This is a genomic window from Mucilaginibacter sp. OK283, assembly GCF_900110415.1.
Taxonomy (GTDB): domain Bacteria; phylum Bacteroidota; class Bacteroidia; order Sphingobacteriales; family Sphingobacteriaceae; genus Mucilaginibacter.
The window spans coordinates 198858-217557 of sequence record NZ_FODR01000003.1; the positions used below are offsets into that span (position 1 = coordinate 198858).

Genomic DNA, 18700 nt, shown 5'->3' on the forward strand with positions numbered 1-18700 from the left:
GCAGCCTAATGACCAATGACAGCGCAGAGAAATTACAAATGACTAAAAAAAGAAAGGCATCCACTAAAAAGCGGATGCCTGGTATGCTTAATGGTTATATTATACTTAGATAACTTTTACATTTACCGCATTTAAACCTTTTCTGCCGTTTTCAACTTCAAATTCAACTTTGTCGTTTTCGCGGATCTCATCGATCAGGCCTGTTGAATGAACAAAAATGTCCTGGCCACCGCTTGTAGGTGTAATAAATCCAAAACCTTTTGTTTCATTAAAAAATTTTACTGTTCCTTCTTTTTGCATTATTTTATTTATTAAAGGCGGCAAGGTAGGGAAAATTCTTCGATTTGGACATTTGAGAATTTGAAGATTTGAGGATAAAAACGCCGGTTTTGGAAATCAAAACACATTGATAGAAATTAAATAACTAATAGTCAGCTGCTTTTAAAGCTTCGAAACTAATTTTTAAACTTTAAAATTCTCAAATATTCAAATTAAAATTACGCCGGCATGGCAGGAGGCCAACATAGAGTGGTATATTCAACAAGTAATTGTTTAAAAAAAAATAGCCATCAAAAATATTATATTTGTGGCCAGTTACACTTAAACCTTTTGATAACCGTTACGTCATATGCGTGTAACCAAATAGTTGCAAAAACGTAACCAACCATAACCAATCGGAACCCAAAAAAGTCATGAAAAGTATAATCCTATTAACGCTCAGTACGTTATTTTCAGCCGTGGCTTTCGCTCAAACGTCAAGCCCTTCGGTACCTGCAAAAGCAGAGGAAAAAGTGAACATCGTTGCTGCTAAAACCGAAGTAGCATCAGCTAAAACAGAAGTTGTAACCTCAAAATCAAACTTAGCAGCCGCCGAGTCTGAACTGGCAGCCGCCCAGGCAACGCTGGATGCGGCCATTGCTCAAAAAGCAGATAAAGTGACCATAGCGGCAGCCAAAGCCAACTTAGCAACAGCAAAAGAGGATGTAAAAGCCGCAAGGAAAAACGTTAGAGTTGCCAAAGAAGTGCGCTTAACTGCCAAGGAAGAAGTAAAAGACATAAAAAAAGAAATCAGGCAAACCAAACACGATGTGGCAAAACACCATGCCACTCATGTACGGTAACCTAATGACGGTGTTAAATAAAGGCTGCTTTTAAGGAGGCAGCTTTTTTTATATCATTATTTGAAACTTACGCGTTATTAGCAAACTTTAAATAATTTTACCTATCCTGCCGGAGGGAGCCTGTTAATAGCTTGTAATCCCATTTAAATAATGACAAAGCCAAATGGCTGTCATTTTATCAATGCGTAAAAAAGAATGAAAATTGCATGTGTATCCCTTTTGGTAACTACCTTTTTGTTGTTTTGTGCGAATGGGATTTTTGCTCAAGGTAAACCGGCCGATAAGGTTGATGAAACAAAGAAAAGTGATAAAGAAGGCTCATTCAAATTTGGCCTTAGTTACCTGAGCAATAATGTAATTATGGGCCGGGCTGATACCATAAAAACTCCCATGTTGATAACTGATATCAAATACTCCTTTAGCAATGGGCTATATCTTTCGGGCAGTATTACTTATATACCAAACCGCATTGTGGATAAGCTTGACGAAGGAAACCTTACAGCGGGCTATGATTTTGATATCACTGATGACCTGAGCGCCGAAACCTCATTTTCAAAATTATTTTATAATAAAAACAGTACTCAAATAGGTTCGTCAATAAATAGCACCATCAATGCAAGCCTTGATTATAACATTGTGGGCATTGTAACTCCAACCATAGGGACCGGTTATAACTTTGTGAGCAAAGGATTTAAAAACGATGTTTTTGTAAATGCAGGCTTATCGCACGATTTCATCACTACTGGTATTGTTAATGATAACGATTTCCTGGTTATTTCGCCATTGGCCGAGATGAACAGAGGCACGCAAAATTTTTACGATGCCTATCTTACACAAAAAAAATACAAACTTGCATCCAATACCTCAAAAGCGCTGGCTAAGCAAGAAGCCATGTTAAGTAAGTTTAACCTGCTTGATTACGAGTTTTCGGTACCAATGGCCTATAAAACGGGCGCATTGATTCTTCATGCTTCGCCGCAGTACGCTATTTCGCAAAATAAATTGCCTGCAAACATTACCGGCAGTATGATAAACAAACCGGGTATATTTTATTTTGACATTGGCGCCACCATTAAACTTTAACGGTACTGCTACAGGATAGCCAAACTGCCATAAATAAAAAAAGCCCTTCAGCCTTTTGGGCCAATGGGCTTGCTAAAATCAATAATCACGCAAAAACAACCACAACACAATCCGTTATTATTTTAGCTACACTTTAAATGTTGTATTAACTATTTCGTTAAATAAAATTGTATCAGTGTATATATCATTGTACGTAAGGAAGCTATTTTTAGTTTTTATAAAGTGTATTTTGCGCCCAAAATTCAAAATATACTATGAAGGCCTTTATATTCGACCTTAATGGCACCATGATAAATGACATGCCCTATCATACCAAAGCCTGGCAAACGCTTTTGAACGATCAGTTAGGCGGTAATTTTACCTGGGAAGAAGTAAAAAAAGAGATGTACGGTAAAAATCCCGAAGTGCTTGTACGGATGTTTGGTACCAACCGCTTTACGGTTGACGAGATGAACGATCTTTCTTACAAAAAAGAGCAAAAATACCAACAGGAATTTTTACCCCATCTGGCACTTCTGCCCGGTTTAAGAGAGTTTTTAGAGGCTGCTTATCAAAAAGGTATCCCAATGGCCATAGGTTCGGCCGCCATACCGTTTAATATCGACTTTGTGCTGGATAACTTGGACATCAGGCACTATTTTAAGGCTATAGTTAGCGCCGATGATGTGGTTTTGAGTAAACCGCATCCCGAAACTTTTTTAAAGGCGGCACAGCTTTTAAATGCTGAGCCAACCAACTGCATCGTATTTGAAGATGTACCTAAAGGTGTTGAAGCCGCAGCAAATGCCGGTATGAAAGCCGTTGTGCTTACTACTACACATATTGCCCAAGAGTTTGAACACCTGGATAATGTGCTCCATTTTTCGGAAGATTTTAATGACGCGTTTATAGAAGCCCTGGCATTTTAGGCAAAAGTTATTTATTAACGCGGCTTGTTACATAACTTAGGTTTTTAGCGTATTATTGGTAAAGATTTTTAGTCCCTAAATTCTTAACCAATATACCTTTATGAAAATAAAATTCTACTTACCGGCAGCAGCATTGCTTTTGGGTTTGTTAAGTTCATGCAGCGAGCATGTGTATGGCCCGGCCCTGCACAAAAGTGATATAGCCTACATGCCAAAGCCGATGTCGATGGATAGTGTTAAATCGGCTACTTATGTATCTGCCGGACTGGTGCTTGATTTTGGCAATAACCTTAGCGATCAGCTTACCAGCGGCCAGTTAAACATAAGTGAAGCCCACACGTTTAAAAACTTTAACCTGGCGTATGGTGCATTTACATCATTGGGCAATTACTCCAATTATGATTTACAGGAGGGCGACGCCCATTATTTTAAAGATAAATTCTTTGGCGCGGTAGGTGGCCGTTTATCAGGCAACTTTTATATCAATAATGATGGCCGTACCGATATCAGGATTATTGGTTTTGAAGCGGCTTATAGCCATGAGTTTGGCGATTATGCCAGGTTCAGGAAAGATGTAACCGGCGATCCTAACTTTTATACCGATACCCGTACCGAACTGTTTACCGGGGGCTTAACCAGCGAAATTGTTTTTCACGGCCGCAAGCCTAATACCCAGATGGGTTTCAGGATATTTGTTGGCGAAACATTTGGTAACGATAATATTTACAACAACAATAAAAACGATTACGTAACTTATAAAACACCTACCTATGTTGCCTTCTCGTATTTTATACAACTGAAGCAATATTTTGCCGTGATTGAGGGCGGCACCTACGTACAGTTCAGGGTTGGCTTAAAGTTTTAAGTCGAAAGTCTTAAGTTCTAAGTCAAAATCAGACTTCGGACTTAAGACTTTCGGCTTAGAACTTTCGACTTAAAAGAACCTATTCTGAATAAATACTGCCAACCCTGTCGCGCAGGTTGTAACCAGAGGCCATCACCTCGCCGTATGCGCCGGCAGTGCGTACGGCAATCAGGTCGCCACGGAATGATTCCGGAAGGGCAACATCCTTCTGAAAACAATCTGTGCTTTCGCAGATGGGGCCTACTACGTCATATTTCAAGTTGTGAGTTGTGAGTTGTGAGTTGTGAGTGGGGTTATCTTGATTCTTGATTCTTGACTCTTGATTCTTACTTATATTTTCTATCTGGTGATAAGCCTGGTAAAGCATGGGGCGTATCAGTTCAGTCATGCCGGCATCCAATACCAGGAAGTTTTTCTTTTTGCCATTTTTTACATACAGTACTCTCGATATCAGCGATGCGCTTTGGGCTACCAAAGCACGGCCAAGCTCAAAGTGTACTTCCTGCCCCGGTTTTACGTTCAGGAAGTTTTTAAATACCTGGAAATAGTTTTCAAAATCGGCAATGTTGGTGTCGGGGCTGTAATAATCAACACCTAAGCCACCGCCGGTGTTTAGTACTTTAACCGGGAAACCATGATCTTCAAACCAATCCTGCATTTCGTTAATGCGTGTGCAAAGGCTTTTATAAACCTCCAGATCGGTAATTTGCGAGCCTATATGGAAGTGAATGCCTAAAAATTGCAGGCTGGCGCATTTGCGCAGGGCTGTAGCCACATCGGGCAGCTGCCATATATTAATGCCAAATTTATTTTCATCTAACCCGGTAGTAATAAAATGGTGTGTATGCGCATCAACGTTAGGGTTAATGCGGATGGCTACATTGGCCCTTTTACCTTTGGCAGCCGCCAATTCATTAATTACTTCCAGTTCCTGAACCGACTCGACATTGAAACAAAAAATATCAGCATCAAGCGCATAGTTTATTTCACGGTCTGATTTTCCTACCCCTGCAAAAACTACTTTGCCTTTGTCAAAACCATGTTCAATAGCTGCCCTAACCTCGTTGCCGCTCACACAATCGGCACCAAAACCAAAAGATTGAATCATATCCAGCACCTTCGGGTTAAAGTTTGCCTTCATGGCATAGTGCACATGAAAGCCATGTTTTGCCGAGGCATCCCGGCAGGCTTCCAACGTTTGGCGCAATACGCCCATGTCATAGTAATAAAACGGGGTATCTAATTGATTGAAGGTATTTATGGTATTGGTTGTAAACATTTTTTTAATTCAAAAGTCAAAATTCAAAAGTCAAAAAACTTAGCGGTGGCAAATTAGGAATCGAAAATAAATCCGCAATCGAAATTTCCAATTCCCCAATTAAAACAGCCGGTTATGCAAGCTTCTAAGCGTTTCCACCTTATCATCTGTTTTAACCAGTAATGACAGGTTGTGGTCGCTGCCTCCGTATGATATCATTCTTAACGGGATATGTTTTACTGCTTCCAGCACCCTTGCTGCATAGCCATGTTTTTCGGCGCCAAAATCGCCAACTACACAAATGATGGTGTGGTTTACATCCAGCTCTACCGAACCGAATATGTTAAGCTCGCTGGTAATCTCGCCAAGGTAAGTGGTGTCGTCAATAGTTAAAGATACTGCCACCTCTGATGTGGTAATCATATCTATTGATGTTTTATATCGCTCGAAAACTTCAAATACCTTCCGCAAAAAGCCATGTGCCAGCAACATCCGGCTGCTTTGAATTTTGATGGCCGTAATGCCATCTTTGGCAGCAATAGATTTGATTTTGTCCTTTTCGCTTGTGTTGGTTATCAGCGTTCCTTTTGCCTGCGGATCCATAGTGTTTAACAGGCGTACTGGTATTTTATACTTTTGCGCCGGGAACACGCTTTGCGGGTGCAATATTTTGGCGCCAAAATACGCCAACTCGGCTGCTTCATCAAATGATAGCTGGGCTATAGGCTGCGTGCCTTTTACAATCCGCGGATCGTTATTGTGCATTCCATCAATATCTGTCCAAATCTGCACTTCTTCGCTGCGGATGCCGGCACCTATCAGCGATGCTGTGTAATCGCTGCCGCCACGGCGCAGGTTATCAATTTCGCCAAAAGCATTCCGGCAAATAAACCCTTGTGTTATAAATAGGTTAACCTCTGGTTGTTTATCCAGTAACGGGGTTATTTTTTCGGTGATATAATCAACAATAGGTTCGTTATCCTCATCTATTTTCATAAAACTCAAAGCAGGCAGCAGTGCCGATGGCACACCTATCTCTTTTAAGTAAACATGATACAATGTGGTGGATAGCAGCTCGCCCTGGGCTAAAACTATTTTCTCTTCTATAGTAGTAAAATTATTATTGGCCAGGTTATTAAGTAATGCAAAGTGATAGTCAATTACTTCCTTGCCTTGCTTTAAATATTCGGCGTTGGTAAAAAGTTCATTTATAAATAATTCGTATTTATCCTTTAGCGCACTTATCAGGATTATGGCTTTCTTTTTATCGCCTGTAAGATAAGCCTGTCCAATTTCAACCAGGTTGTTTGTTGTACCTGATACCGCCGAAAGCACAACGATTTGTCTTTCTGTAGGGTCAATAATGTCAAGCAGTGATTTCATGCGGGCCGGACTGCCTACAGATGTGCCGCCAAATTTTAAAACTTTCATTGCTATTTTGTTAACCTAAAATAACGGGCAGGAAGGTGCCCTTATTTGCGGCGCTAAAAATAGGGTTTTAAAATGCTTATAGCTAATAAAATTTAGCTGGTTTTCAGAAACGGCCTTTTTTATAAAATTGGCGAAATTTGCTTATGCATTTCAATCACAATGATGAACGGTTAGTTTATTAACCACCTTGCTGTTGTTTATCAAGATTTATCACCAACTGCCGAATGTCATAAATTTTTTGCTGCAAATTTTGCAATGGTAAATCCTTATGGGCAGCCAAAACAAAAGCCACTTAACTAACAATGGGCGTTGCTTTCTTTGGCCACCGTTACTTTTGCACTTTGGGCACAGGTGTAATTTGCGTTTTTTCTTTGGTGAATTCGTGTTTATATCTACTATGCGCATATTACAAACAAATTTTGTATGCTTATGATAGGTAGTAACGAAGTTGCATTTTTTACCGCAACTTCGTTTCAGCTAATATAGTAATTATTCTGTTTTAACCTTTCACCGCACCCGGTATAGATTGCCCGGCGCATTGGTTTTTATTAAACGGTTTAACTCTTTAACACCAATTGTCCCGTTTGGTGTTGCTAAACAGGAACAATTTGACTGGTGCCTTGCGCAATAACCGTATTCATTGGCTTTAACCATTTGCACTGCACTGGCAATGTTACCCAGGCAGATAAATGATGTTATCCGGCAGGATATCAAGTGAATATTTTACAAAGAAAAACCAAGTGAAAAAATGTCAAAAAAAGGATAGAGGGCATGTTATCATAAAAAGCTATAGGATTACCCATGAATTTTTCATGGTATTTTGCTTAAAAAATGCCTGTAACAAGGTATAAATATAATTAAAATGAAAACCCTAAGTTAATACCCAGGCCCCTGATGCCGGCAAAAGGGCCGCTGGCATGCGCGGTAACGCCGCTATTGGTAACAGTAGAACTTTTAATATAATTATGGTTTAATAAAACAAACTTGCTGTCAATATCGTCTTTAAGCTGCTGTTTATCATTGGCCGATAAGGCACTTAGGTCTATATTACCAATTACATCGCCACTCATATTGCCGTAGTGTAAACCCAGTATATACACATCTAATGATACCTTTTGGGCTATAAGCCATTTGGCGCCAATCATGGCACCACCGCCTATGCCATTTAATGTAGTAGTCAAAGGCACATTTACATTATTGCCGTTGCCAATTGTATAAACATATGGGTAGTTAACTTTCATGCTGTTATACCTGCCATATAATGAAACATAAAACCCACGGGGCCCATCGTGTTTGCCGGTATAAAAACGTGCTTCGGCGGTAAACGTTTGATTTGAGGTGCGGGTATTTTTGTAATCAATATTGTCGCCGTCATCTGATATTTTATCACCTATGGATTTTATTAAAGATACATCGCCAATGCGGGTATCGGGCATAAATTTATATCCTGCTGATATGGTTATTTTACGGGCAACTGAACGTTCATAGTTAAAACTGTAATTATGCAATACTAACGACGATAAGTTAACCTGGATATTGTTTTTTTTATAATCGCTGTTTTGAGCCGATACGTTGCTGATACAGAAGCATAGTAAAATGCTTAAAAATACAGTAGTTGTTTTTAAAAATGATGGTAATTTTTTTTGCATACTGTTTGTGGTTAATAGTTTGGATTTGGTTGGTTTAACTGGTGAAATTACAAAAGTGTTTTAGCTTACACAATATTCACGTTAAGGCGTAATTATCTTATTTTTAAGTTATTATATTGATAGTCGACATTGATCGGTTAATTTATTATTTTTTTTCTTAAGCTTAATCAGCCACATGAATAGCCAAGGTATTTACTGAAACTGCCGAGATATACGTTTGGTGATAAACGGTCCGGAACAAAAGCCCAGCAAAATAGCTGTGGTGTTTAAGATTGATGATGTTGGATAAAACTTTTCGGGAGTAATAAAAAGGTTTATAAATCCGGAAGCGCATTGGCGGCAACAGGTGTATTTGAAATGGTTCTTTTTGATGATTTTTGAATAACAGGCAGTGCATAGCAAAATGAAGCGCCTTTGCCTTTGTTATTTTCAACCCAGATGCGGCCATTCATTTTGTCGATAAAATCGCTGCATATCATGAGGGCTACACCTGCGCCTTTTTCTTTTTCACTGCTGTATTTCAGGTCTATCTTGAAATTGAATATCCCCGGTAGTTTTTCTGGAGAAATGCCTTTGCCCTCGTCCTGTACACAAACCGTTACCTCATCGGGGGCGCCAAAACCGGTAATGGTGATACACGAATTCTCTGGCGAAAATTTGATTGCATTATGTATAAAATTGCGATGGATAAATTGTACAAGTTCTTTATCAGCATCAATATGAATGTTGCTATCTACATTGTTTATTAATGTAATCTTATTTTCCCGGGCTATAATAGCAAATGGCTGTAAAGCCTCGTCTATAAGTTCCCTGAGTGGTAGTGCAACGGGGCTATAGCTAAAGCCGGATAGTTGTTGCTTTATCCATTGTAAAATATTTTCAAAAATCTCCAGCGCTATGTCTGACGAACGTTCCATGGTTTCTACCAGCATCATCAATTCTTCGTGGGTAAACGCATCTGCATCCTTTAAAACAGTAGCCAGGGTTTTTAATGAGCCAAGGGGCTGCCTGAAATCATGCGCGAGGATAGATACCAGGCGGTTGTTAAATTCATGATCAACTTCCAGTTTTTGGTTGCGCAGTTGCACTGTGCGGTTCAACTCTTCCAGAGTTTCGTTATGCCGGCGTTTAAGTCTGTATAGGCGGTAAAATATGCCTACCGAAAGCCCGGTAAGCAAAAGCAGGAACCCAAAAACCAACATCAGGGTATAGCGGTTTTCGGCCCTTGTTGTTAGCGCCTCAATTTGCTGGTCTTTTATGGCGTAGTCAATATAATCAAGTCCCGACGTATTGTTAAATACTTCTTCGGCTTCATACAGTTCCAGCAGTTTGCTACTGTAACCTTGCGCCTCGCGCAGGTTGTTTTGCTTGTAGATATTGTACAGGCTTTTGCCAAAAACTTTGCCGTAAAAATGATAACCCTTTAACTCCGATATTGCCAGCCCCTGTTTATAGTAGTAGATAGCTTTTGTACTATCCGTAAGGATAAAAAGGTCGCCGAGGCTTTTTAGTATATCAAGGGTTACATAGTTTACATCTAATGCTATGCCCTCGGCGGCGGCCTTTTGCAATTGCATTATGCCTTGCTCGCGTTTGCCATTTTTGAGGTAAATGTTTGCCTGTACCTGGTCGGTTACCAACAATACCCGTTCATCTTTATACTTAGTAGCAATGCGGCGCGCCCGGTCAAGGTATATCCTGGCTAAATTTTCACTAACCGAATCGGGGTACAACAACAAATAATTACAGTACAGCAAAGAGATGATCGAATCTTTTTTAAGGCCTGCTCCCCGGGCTAATGCCTGCTTTAAAGCTTCTATGGCTTTTTTGTCTTCTTTACGTTCGTTAAAAACAAGTGCAATGTTCATTAGGGTCTGAACGATATTGGCCGAGTCGCGTAATACCAGGTAATGGTTATAGGCATCGTTATAATACCTAAGGGATAGTTGAAGATTGCCTCGCAAGTCATAAACTATTCCTATTACGTTAAGGGCGTCGGCCTCACCTTGCTTGTATTTTAACCTTGTAGAAATAGCCCTGGCAAGCTTTGCGTAGTAAAATGAGTTATCAATGTTTTTTTCATACATCAACATCCCCAAACGGTTAAGGGCGTCAACGTATTTTATACTATCGGTTATTAAAGGAAGTTGTTTTTGGATCTTGTCAATATCTTTTAATTGGCAAGAGCCGGCTTTACCCGCAAATATCAGCAACAATAAAAGGCTTAAGTGCTTCTTCATTTTATAAATCAAGCTGTTGCAGGGAAATAAATCGACAGGATGAATATATGTAAAATTTTTAGTACTAAACAATATCCCGATATATAAAATACCTTGCCAATATTGTCTTTTTTTGCAGTTATTGGCTATTTATTGATAATTTCCCCTATTTTTTGATTTTTTACTTTAGGTACTTCAAATATTTTTTATCATCAAATTTGACTAATAATACATGGACCACTTTTTTATACCGGTAATAATTGGCATAAGCGGCAACTGTGTTTTCAAATGATTTGTTGAAATAGCTGATGCCGAAGCAATTTGCCTGTTTTTCATAGCGCATTTGCTTAAATGCCGTAGCGGGATTATATAATCAGTTGCCTTGCCAGGAATTGCCCGGCATAATTAACCATAAAGATTTAAACGTTGTTGCGATATTCAGCGATAAAAAACATCAAACAAATTTACCTTTACAAGCTATCAGGGTTCGGAATAAAATTCATGAACGCCTGGAATTTGGCATAGTAATTTTGCATGTTAAGCTGATAGTAGTAAGCGCCTCGTTTGGAGCCGGCTTTATCTTTATCGGCCAATTTAATAAGCAGGCCTGTAGCCAGTACTCTTTTACTAAAATTACGCTTATCAATAGTGGTATTAAAAACACTCTCGTACAGGATCTGTAATTGTGGTATAGTGAATTTTGTAGGCAGCAGCTCAAACAGGATGGGGTGCATGGCCGCTTTGTAACGGATACGCTTGCGCGCCTGTTCAACCATTTCCTGCTGATCGAATATCAGTTTTGGCACCCGTTTTAGCTGGAACCATTCGGCGTGATAATCGGCGCTTATCTGGGTTTCATATTTATGAATGTCAATCAAAGCAAAATAAGCTACAGAAACGGTTCGCTCCAGTGGGTCGCGGTTGGGATCGCCAAAGGTGTATAATTGTTCAAGGTACACGCCTTCAAGGCCTGTAAGCTGTTTAAGGATACGGTTGGCCGCCTGGTCAAGGCTTTCATCGTTCTGCACAAAACCACCCATTAAGCTCCAGTTGCCCTTTTCGGGCTGAAATCCTCTTTTGATCAGCAATATTTTTAAAACCTCCCCGTCAAAGCCAAAAATTATACAATCTACAGCTAATAATAACCTGGTTTGTTTCGAATACTTCTGCATTTTTATTGTAAAGGTTTATAACAAAAACAAATATATAATAACATTTGGGATATGTGAAGCCTTGGTTAAGCCCTTGCTTGCGGATAAGGTTTAATTAGTGTGTTTAAGACGGTAATTTGACAAAAAATAAAGAAAAATTCGCAAAGAATTTTTTTAGAAGTACCTTGACGAGGGAGCAGGTGAGGCCTCTATTCTCCCCAGGCTGTAATTACCAAATCGCGGCTGCCGCCATAATTACGGTGTTCGCATAAATAAATACCTTGCCAGGTTCCAAACGCCGGCCTGCCGTTGCGGATTGGTACTGTTACTGAACTACCAAGCATGGCGGCTTTTAAATGGGCGGGCATATCATCTGGTCCTTCATCATCGTGCCGGTAGTCGGGATCGTTTTCGGGCACGGCTTTGTTAAAATACATCTCTAAATCCATGCGCACAGTTGGATCGGCATTTTCATTAATGGTGAGCGATGCCGAAGTATGTTGAATAAAAACCTGTAACATACCTACCCTCATACTGGCTATTTGCGGCAGCGCCTGCATCACCTCGGCGGTTATTAAATGGAAACCTCGTTTGCGTTCGCGTAGTCGGATAGCTTGCTGATGTATCTGCATTTTTTAAAACTGTAGTTAGGTAACAAATTTAGGGAGTATTAAGTTAAGAATGTATTATTCTGAATAGCTATAATATTGTTTTGCCAAAACAAATTAATCTTTAGGTTTATTTTAATTATTACTTTAAATTTCGCAAAACGCAAAGTAAATTGCGTCTTATAACCTATTTATGTCAGCAAATATTGGTCCGTCTGCCCAAACGCTTAAAGCATTGGAAACCGTTCCGGTTTCTATAGCTATCCTGTCGCCGCAATTGCTGATACTAACCGCCAGTGATCAATATTTAAGGGAAACAGAAACCATCCGCGAAAACATAGTGGGTCGCAATGTTTTTGACGTTTTTCCGGATAATCCCGATACACCGGAGGCTATGGGGGTATTTAACTTAAATGCCTCGCTGCAATCGGTGTTGCTTAACAAGCAGCCACATAAAATGGCCATACAGCGTTATGATGTGCCGAACCCCATGGTTGCAGGGCAGTTTATAACACGATATTGGGAACCTTTAAATACACCCGTTTTTGACGATGCCCATCATATCCAGTACATTATTCATATGGTTACCAATGTAACCGATAAGGTATTGGCCGATGAGCATCTTGCACTGTCAAAAGAAGAACTTATATCGCTTAATCATAAATTGAACGAGGCCAATCATGAAATACAGGCAACGGTAGAAGAGTTGGAGGCCAGTAACGAAGAGCTATCGGCAATACGGGAGCAATTGCAGCACACCAACATATTATTAGAAGAGCGGGTAACCAGGCGTACCAAACAGTTATTTGAAAGTGAATTGAATTTACGTACCCTGATAGCAACTGCACGAAACCCGCTGGCCATATTAAGGGGGCGCAACTGGACAGTTGAAATAGCAAACCAGGCAATTGCCGATATTTGGGGTAAAGTTAATGGTGACATTACGGGGAAACAGTTGCTGAAAATACTGCCCGAATTAGAAGGTCAGCCCTTTGCGGCTTTATTGGCCAGGGTTTATGATACCGGCGTTAGCTACGGCGAGGATGAGGAAATATTTTACCTGGATACGCCGGACGGTACTGTTGTTAAATATATAAGCTTTTACTACGACCCTTTGTTTGATACAGATGGAAATGTAACAGGCGTAGTAGTTGCCGCTAACGATATTACAGGGCTTGTTGAAGCCCGGCAGTTGTTAGAAAAAAGCTATGACGAGCAAAAAGTGCTTAATGAAGAGATAGGCGCATCAAACGAGGAGTTAGCTGCTGCAAATGAAGAGTTGCTGGCCACCAACGAGGAACTGATACAAGCGAAGGCGAATTTAAGCGCTAATATTGTTGAACTGGCCGAGCGTGAGGCTAAGCTAAGCTATATGCTGGCCGATGCCCCTGTTGCAATTGCTGTATTGAAAGGCCGCGATTTTATTGTTGAATCGGCCAATAAAAAGGTTTTAGCGGTATGGGGGAAAACCGACAATATTATTGGTAAGCCGTTGCAAGAAGCAATACCAGAGTGGATTGGAAGGAAGTATTTGAAGTTGCTTGGAAAAGTATACGACAGCGGCAAACCTTATTACGGCAACGAAGTTAAGACCTTGTTGGAGCAGGATGGGAAAATTCAGGAAGTATACTCCAATTTTGTTTATCAGCCATTAAAAAACCCTGCAGGTAAAACTACCAGCATTATGCTGCTTGCCCACGTAGTAACCGAGCAGGTAAAAGCCCGGAAAGCCATTGAACTGGCCGAAGAGAAACAACGTATTGCTGTAGAGGCTGCCGATATGGGTACCTGGTACATTAATGCAACTACAAGGGAATTAGTTACAAATGGCCGGCTTAGGCAGTTGTTTGGTTTTAATGCCGACGAGGAAATGCCATACGACGCTGCTGCCCTGCAAATACCCGAGCTATACCGCGAAAGGGTACTCACTTCCATCGAGCATTCTATAGCAACGGGTGCGCTGCATCAGATTGAGCATCCGATTATTGGTTATCATGATAAGCAAACAAGGTGGGTAAAAGCCACCGGTAAGTTGTACGAAGCCGAGCCTGGCAAGGCCCCGCATTTTTCGGGCGTAATGTTTGATATAACCGACCGCCGTGAACAGGAACAACGGAAGGACGATTTTATAAGTATTGCCAGTCACGAGCTTAAAACACCTATTACCAGCCTAAAAGCATCGTTACAATTGCTGGAGCTTATGAAAGATAATCCATCGTCGCAGATGCTGCCTAAGCTAATAGAGCAATCCAGCAGGAGTATGAATAAAATAAGTGCGTTGGTTGAAGACCTGCTGAATGTGAGCCGGATGAACGAAACCAAACTGCAGCTTAATAAAGCCCCGTTTAATATTGCCCAAATGCTGAATGTTTGCTGTAATCATGTACGCATTACAGGCAAGCACGAACTGGTTGTTATAGGCGACGAACAATTAGTAGTAAACGCCGATGAACACCAGGTAGATCAGGCTGTAGTAAACCTGGTAAACAATTCAGTAAAATATGCACCCGAGTCAAAAAAGATTTACTTTGTTATTGAAAAACTGGATGGGTTTGCCAAAATATCGGTAAAAGACACCGGTCCCGGGATGTCAAAAGAAAAGATAGGCCATCTTTTTGACCGTTACTACCGGGCCGAGCCTGCCAGTTACCAAAACGCGGGCCTTGGCCTTGGGCTATACATCAGTTCAGAAATTGTAAAACGCCATGGTGGCGAAATTGGTGTAGAGAGTGAATTAGGGCAGGGGAGCACGTTTTGGTTTACATTGCCGCTGGAGTAGGTATGGCGGTAGTTAGGCGGACAAACTGAGTCGTCTTGAGTGATGAAATTTGCGAAATTCTAAAGGGGGGAATGACGTATATCGCATGGCGGCTACGACTTATCCCGGCCAGCGCAGCGATGTCGGGGTGAGTCGTAGCCTGCGTTCAAGCCGTTGTTTAGTACTTTACGTTTTGGGTTAACATAACTTAATATATTTTAGATAGAATATTTGTAAATATTTGATAATCAATATTTTGTATTTTATCATGGTTAACACTGGAAAGACAATCTTTTGGCTCTTTTTATATGAATTATCAATTGCAGCTGTCAAATACTTAAAGTACCAGAAATATCCGCCGCGTTGTTTATTGACTTTTTAAGGATTGACTATTTAAACGCGTTTGCCCTGCTTTCATCTTTAACCTTTTACCTTTCGCCTTTCATCTTTTCCCTAAAAAAAGTTTAAATTTCCTGTAACCAATTAAAATTACGGCGGTCTCCAATATATAACTAACGCAACCAGGCCTTTTTGAACGCACTAAGTGATAACACGATCATGCTCCGGGTAAAGGCCGGAGATTTGGATAGGATGGGGCTGCTGTTCCAAAGGCATTACCGTGCCTTATACGGCTTCCTGTTTCACATGACCTATCAGCGCGAGGCCAGCGAGGATATGGTGCAAACCGTGTTTTACAAAATGCTCAGGTATCGTAGCAGCTTTACAGGCGAGGGCGAGTTTATGGCCTGGATGTACCAGATAGCCCGCAATGTGTTAAAAGATAATGCCAAAAAAGGTGGCAAACAAGGCGTATACCAGGACATAAGTGAATTGGCCGACAGGTTGCCGGGAGGCACCAGCGCCGATGAGCACCTGGAGAAAAAACAGGCCAATGCGGGCTTATATAACGCTATGGAAAAGTTGAGCGATGATAACCGGGAGATACTAACGCTCAGTCGTTTCCAGGAGCTGAAGTACCAGGAGATAGGGCAAATTTTAGGTATTACCGAAGGGGCCGCTAAAGTACGCGCCTTTAGGGCTATGCAGGAGTTAAAAGATATTTACGCCAAAATGGAACGTTAAACAGATGAAGATGAATTGTGCGCAATACGAAGAAAAATTTAGCGGCTATATAAGCAATGAGTTAACCGCTGCCGAGCGTGATGAGTTTGAAAAACACGTATCAGACTGCCAGGGTTGTATGCGGGAACTTGCCGAAATGCAGCAGGTTTGGGCTTTAATGGGCAATATGCAGGCACCGGAACCGGGTGCCCACATGGAACTAAAGTTTAAAGCCATGCTTGATACTTACAAGGAATCGGTTGAAGAAAGCAAGCCAGCCTTTAGCATAAAAGAACAAATTGCCCGCTTATGGCAATGGCAACAGCGCCGGCCGCTGGCTTATAGCATGCTTATCGTACTGGTTAGTTTTGGCGCGGGGTACCTGGCTTTCAGGGGAAGCACCGCCGGCAAACAAGACGAGCAGTTGAAAGACCTTACATCGCAGGTACATGAGCTAAAACAAACTATGATGCTGGCAATGCTCGAAAATCCATCGGCATCTGAACGGATTAAAGCGGTAAGCTATACCAGCGAGATTAAACATGCCGATAAGGAGGTTATTGATGCTTTATTTGCCACCCTTAACAACGATCCGAATGTGAATGTACGCTTAAGTACGCTTGATGCTCTAACCCAGTTGGCCGCGCACCCGGAAGTGCGGCAGGGGCTGATAGCATCCATCGTTCAGCAGGATTCGCCGCTGCTGCAATCGGCCATTGCAGATGTGATGCTGAAGCTGCAGGAAAAAAAGTCGGTTAATTCGTTTAAAGAGTTACTGAAACAAAAAGGCCTTAACCCCGGTGTAAAAGACAAAATCAAACAAACCATAACACAACTCATTTAAAAATAACCATTATGAAACCAGTTTTACTTGCCGTTTTTGCGGCACTCGGGCTATGCCTTGCTCAAAACGCCGCGCAGGCACAGGAGTATAAAGAGCACATTACCAAACAATTTACAGTGAGCGGCGGCACGGTTGCGGTATACAACATTTGGGGAACCATTAAGGTAGAAGGATACAGCGGTGATAAAGTATTGATGGAGATTGACGAAACCATCAAAGGCAAAACCCAGGCCGATATCGACGTTGCTAAAAAAGAAGTTAAGCTGGGCTTTGACCAGAAAGCTGATAGCGTAATAGCCTACACAGCCGAACCTTATGACACCCGGCCGCATACCTGGAACCGTAATGATGAGGGCCACCGGAGAGATTATATTGTACACCTTGATTATACCATCAAAGTGCCCTTTAATGCAAGCCTGGCAGTATCAACAGTAAACGATGGCCACATTACCGTTAAAGATGTATACGGATCATTAAAAGTAAACAACGTAAACGGCTCGTTAGAGATCATCAACGCTAAAGGAACCACCATTGCGCATACTGTAAATGGCCCGGTAACAGTGAATTATTTGGCCGTGCCTCCCGGCGAATCATCGTATCACACTATCAACGGGCAAATGAATATTACCTATCCTGCCAACCTATCGGCCGACCTGACCTTTAAAAGCATGAACGGGCAGTTTTTTACCGATTTTCCTGATGCCCAGGTAATGCCGAGCAAAGTGGTTAAAACCGAAGCAAAAAGCGGGGCAGGTACTACCTATAAACTCAGTTCAAATTCCGATGTCCGCATTGGTTCGGGCGGTAAACTATTCAAATTCGAGACCCTTAACGGGAATATTTATATCAAAAAACAACAATAACAAACGATAAGATGAAAACGATAAAATTTTTAAGTGTATTCGCGGTAGCTCTGTTGGTAACTGGCCGATTGTGGGCACAGGAGCAACTGACTGTTCCGCTAAGTGATCCTGGCAAACCCTTTAAATTAAATGTAGGTTTGATAGACGGATCGATCACGGTGATAGGCTACGAAGGTAAAAGAATTGTAGTTGAAGGCCAGGTGGACGAAAAACGTAAGGACCGTGATAAGGAAAAGGAAAAAGTAGCCGGGATGCACCGTTTAAACAGCAACGGCATGGATATCAGCGCCCAGGAAAATAACAACCAGGTAACGGTGCACAGCAGCATGGGCAAACAGGTTAATTTAATCATAAAGGTTCCTAAAACTACTTCCACTTTTAAAATATCAACTGTAAATGGCGGCGATATTACAGGCAGCAACCTGGATGGGGAGTTGGAAGTGAGCAACGTAAATGGTTCTATAAAACTTACAGATATCTCCGGCTCAGTGGTAGCCACAACCGTAAACGGCCCGGTAATAGTTACCTTTAAATCCATCGACCCAAAAGCAGCTATGGCATTTTCCACCCTGAACGGCAAAATAGATGTCACCTTTCCGGCAAGCCTGAAGGCCAATGTAAAATTAAAATCGGACAGAGGTGATATTTTTACCGATTTTGATGTAGCCACCGAGCAACAAAAACCCAACGTAACACGCACCAATAAAGACGGCATGTATGGCCTGAAAGTTGACGAGTGGGTATACGGCAAAATAGCCGGCGGCGGCCCCGAACTAATGATGAAAACCACCTTTGGCGCGGTGTATATCAGGAAAGCGAAGTAGTTTTTAATTTGAAGATTTGAAAATTTGAGGATTTGAAAATGTAAATGAAGCGCCTG

Annotated in this window: 16 protein-coding genes; 9 read left to right on the forward strand and 7 right to left on the reverse strand. The window is 41.3% G+C overall.

Annotated features, from left to right (window positions below; translation table 11 throughout):
* Window positions 1-105 precede the first annotated feature (105 nt).
* On the reverse strand, window positions 106-300 hold the full coding sequence (locus BMX56_RS08995; RefSeq protein ID WP_090644815.1) for a cold-shock protein: 195 nt from the start codon (window positions 298-300) through the stop codon (window positions 106-108).
* A gap of 392 nt (window positions 301-692) precedes the next feature.
* On the opposite strand from BMX56_RS08995, the gene BMX56_RS09000 reads away from it, so the two are divergent.
* The 4 genes from BMX56_RS09000 to BMX56_RS09015 all read left to right on the forward strand — a co-directional run bounded on the left by BMX56_RS09000 (window position 693) and on the right by BMX56_RS09015 (window position 3977).
* Window positions 693-1121, forward strand: a complete 429-nt coding sequence (locus BMX56_RS09000) for a hypothetical protein (protein ID WP_090644818.1) — start codon at window positions 693-695, stop codon at window positions 1119-1121.
* A gap of 195 nt (window positions 1122-1316) precedes the next feature.
* Window positions 1317-2204, forward strand: coding sequence for a hypothetical protein (locus tag BMX56_RS09005; protein WP_090644824.1), 888 nt, complete (start codon window positions 1317-1319; stop codon window positions 2202-2204).
* A gap of 254 nt (window positions 2205-2458) precedes the next feature.
* Complete coding sequence (locus tag BMX56_RS09010) at window positions 2459-3112, forward strand: HAD family hydrolase (RefSeq protein ID WP_090644827.1); 654 nt, start codon at window positions 2459-2461, stop codon at window positions 3110-3112.
* A 100-nt stretch (window positions 3113-3212) separates the two neighbouring features.
* On the forward strand, window positions 3213-3977 hold the full coding sequence (locus tag BMX56_RS09015; RefSeq protein ID WP_090644830.1) for a hypothetical protein: 765 nt from the start codon (window positions 3213-3215) through the stop codon (window positions 3975-3977).
* Between the two features lie 79 nt (window positions 3978-4056).
* Here the strand turns inward: BMX56_RS09015 and lysA are convergent, their stop codons facing one another.
* The 6 genes from lysA to BMX56_RS09045 form a co-directional block, all read right to left on the reverse strand.
* Entirely contained in the window at window positions 4057-5256 is a 1200-nt protein-coding gene (gene lysA / locus BMX56_RS09020; RefSeq protein ID WP_090644835.1) for a diaminopimelate decarboxylase, read from the reverse strand.
* Between the two features lie 99 nt (window positions 5257-5355).
* Window positions 5356-6666, reverse strand: coding sequence for an aspartate kinase (locus BMX56_RS09025; protein ID WP_090644838.1), 1311 nt, complete (start codon window positions 6664-6666; stop codon window positions 5356-5358).
* Window positions 6667-7523: 857 nt separating this feature from the next.
* A complete protein-coding gene (locus BMX56_RS09030; protein WP_090644841.1) occupies window positions 7524-8315 on the reverse strand; it encodes a DUF3575 domain-containing protein in 792 nt (263 codons plus the stop codon).
* A gap of 314 nt (window positions 8316-8629) precedes the next feature.
* Window positions 8630-10555, reverse strand: a complete 1926-nt coding sequence (locus BMX56_RS09035; protein WP_090644844.1) for a tetratricopeptide repeat-containing sensor histidine kinase — start codon at window positions 10553-10555, stop codon at window positions 8630-8632.
* Window positions 10556-11004: 449 nt separating this feature from the next.
* The gene (locus BMX56_RS09040; protein WP_090644847.1) at window positions 11005-11706 is read right to left on the reverse strand and encodes an NUDIX hydrolase; all 702 of its coding nucleotides are present in this window, start codon (window positions 11704-11706) and stop codon (window positions 11005-11007) included.
* Between the two features lie 188 nt (window positions 11707-11894).
* On the reverse strand, window positions 11895-12317 hold the full coding sequence (locus BMX56_RS09045) for a secondary thiamine-phosphate synthase enzyme YjbQ (RefSeq protein ID WP_090644849.1): 423 nt from the start codon (window positions 12315-12317) through the stop codon (window positions 11895-11897).
* Between the two features lie 169 nt (window positions 12318-12486).
* Between BMX56_RS09045 and BMX56_RS09050 the strand changes: the two genes are divergently transcribed.
* From BMX56_RS09050 to BMX56_RS09070, 5 genes are all read left to right on the forward strand, one after another.
* The gene (locus BMX56_RS09050) at window positions 12487-15072 is read left to right on the forward strand and encodes an ATP-binding protein (protein ID WP_090644852.1); all 2586 of its coding nucleotides are present in this window, start codon (window positions 12487-12489) and stop codon (window positions 15070-15072) included.
* Window positions 15073-15582: 510 nt separating this feature from the next.
* Window positions 15583-16134: an RNA polymerase sigma factor gene (locus BMX56_RS09055; protein WP_218152395.1), complete on the forward strand. Its 552-nt coding sequence runs from the start codon at window positions 15583-15585 to the stop codon at window positions 16132-16134.
* Between the two features lie 4 nt (window positions 16135-16138).
* Entirely contained in the window at window positions 16139-16957 is an 819-nt protein-coding gene (locus BMX56_RS09060; protein ID WP_090646168.1) for a zf-HC2 domain-containing protein, read from the forward strand.
* Window positions 16958-16968: 11 nt separating this feature from the next.
* The gene (locus BMX56_RS09065) at window positions 16969-17820 is read left to right on the forward strand and encodes a DUF4097 family beta strand repeat-containing protein (protein WP_090644858.1); all 852 of its coding nucleotides are present in this window, start codon (window positions 16969-16971) and stop codon (window positions 17818-17820) included.
* Between the two features lie 11 nt (window positions 17821-17831).
* Entirely contained in the window at window positions 17832-18644 is an 813-nt protein-coding gene (locus BMX56_RS09070) for a DUF4097 family beta strand repeat-containing protein (RefSeq protein ID WP_090644861.1), read from the forward strand.
* Window positions 18645-18700: the final 56 nt, after the last annotated feature.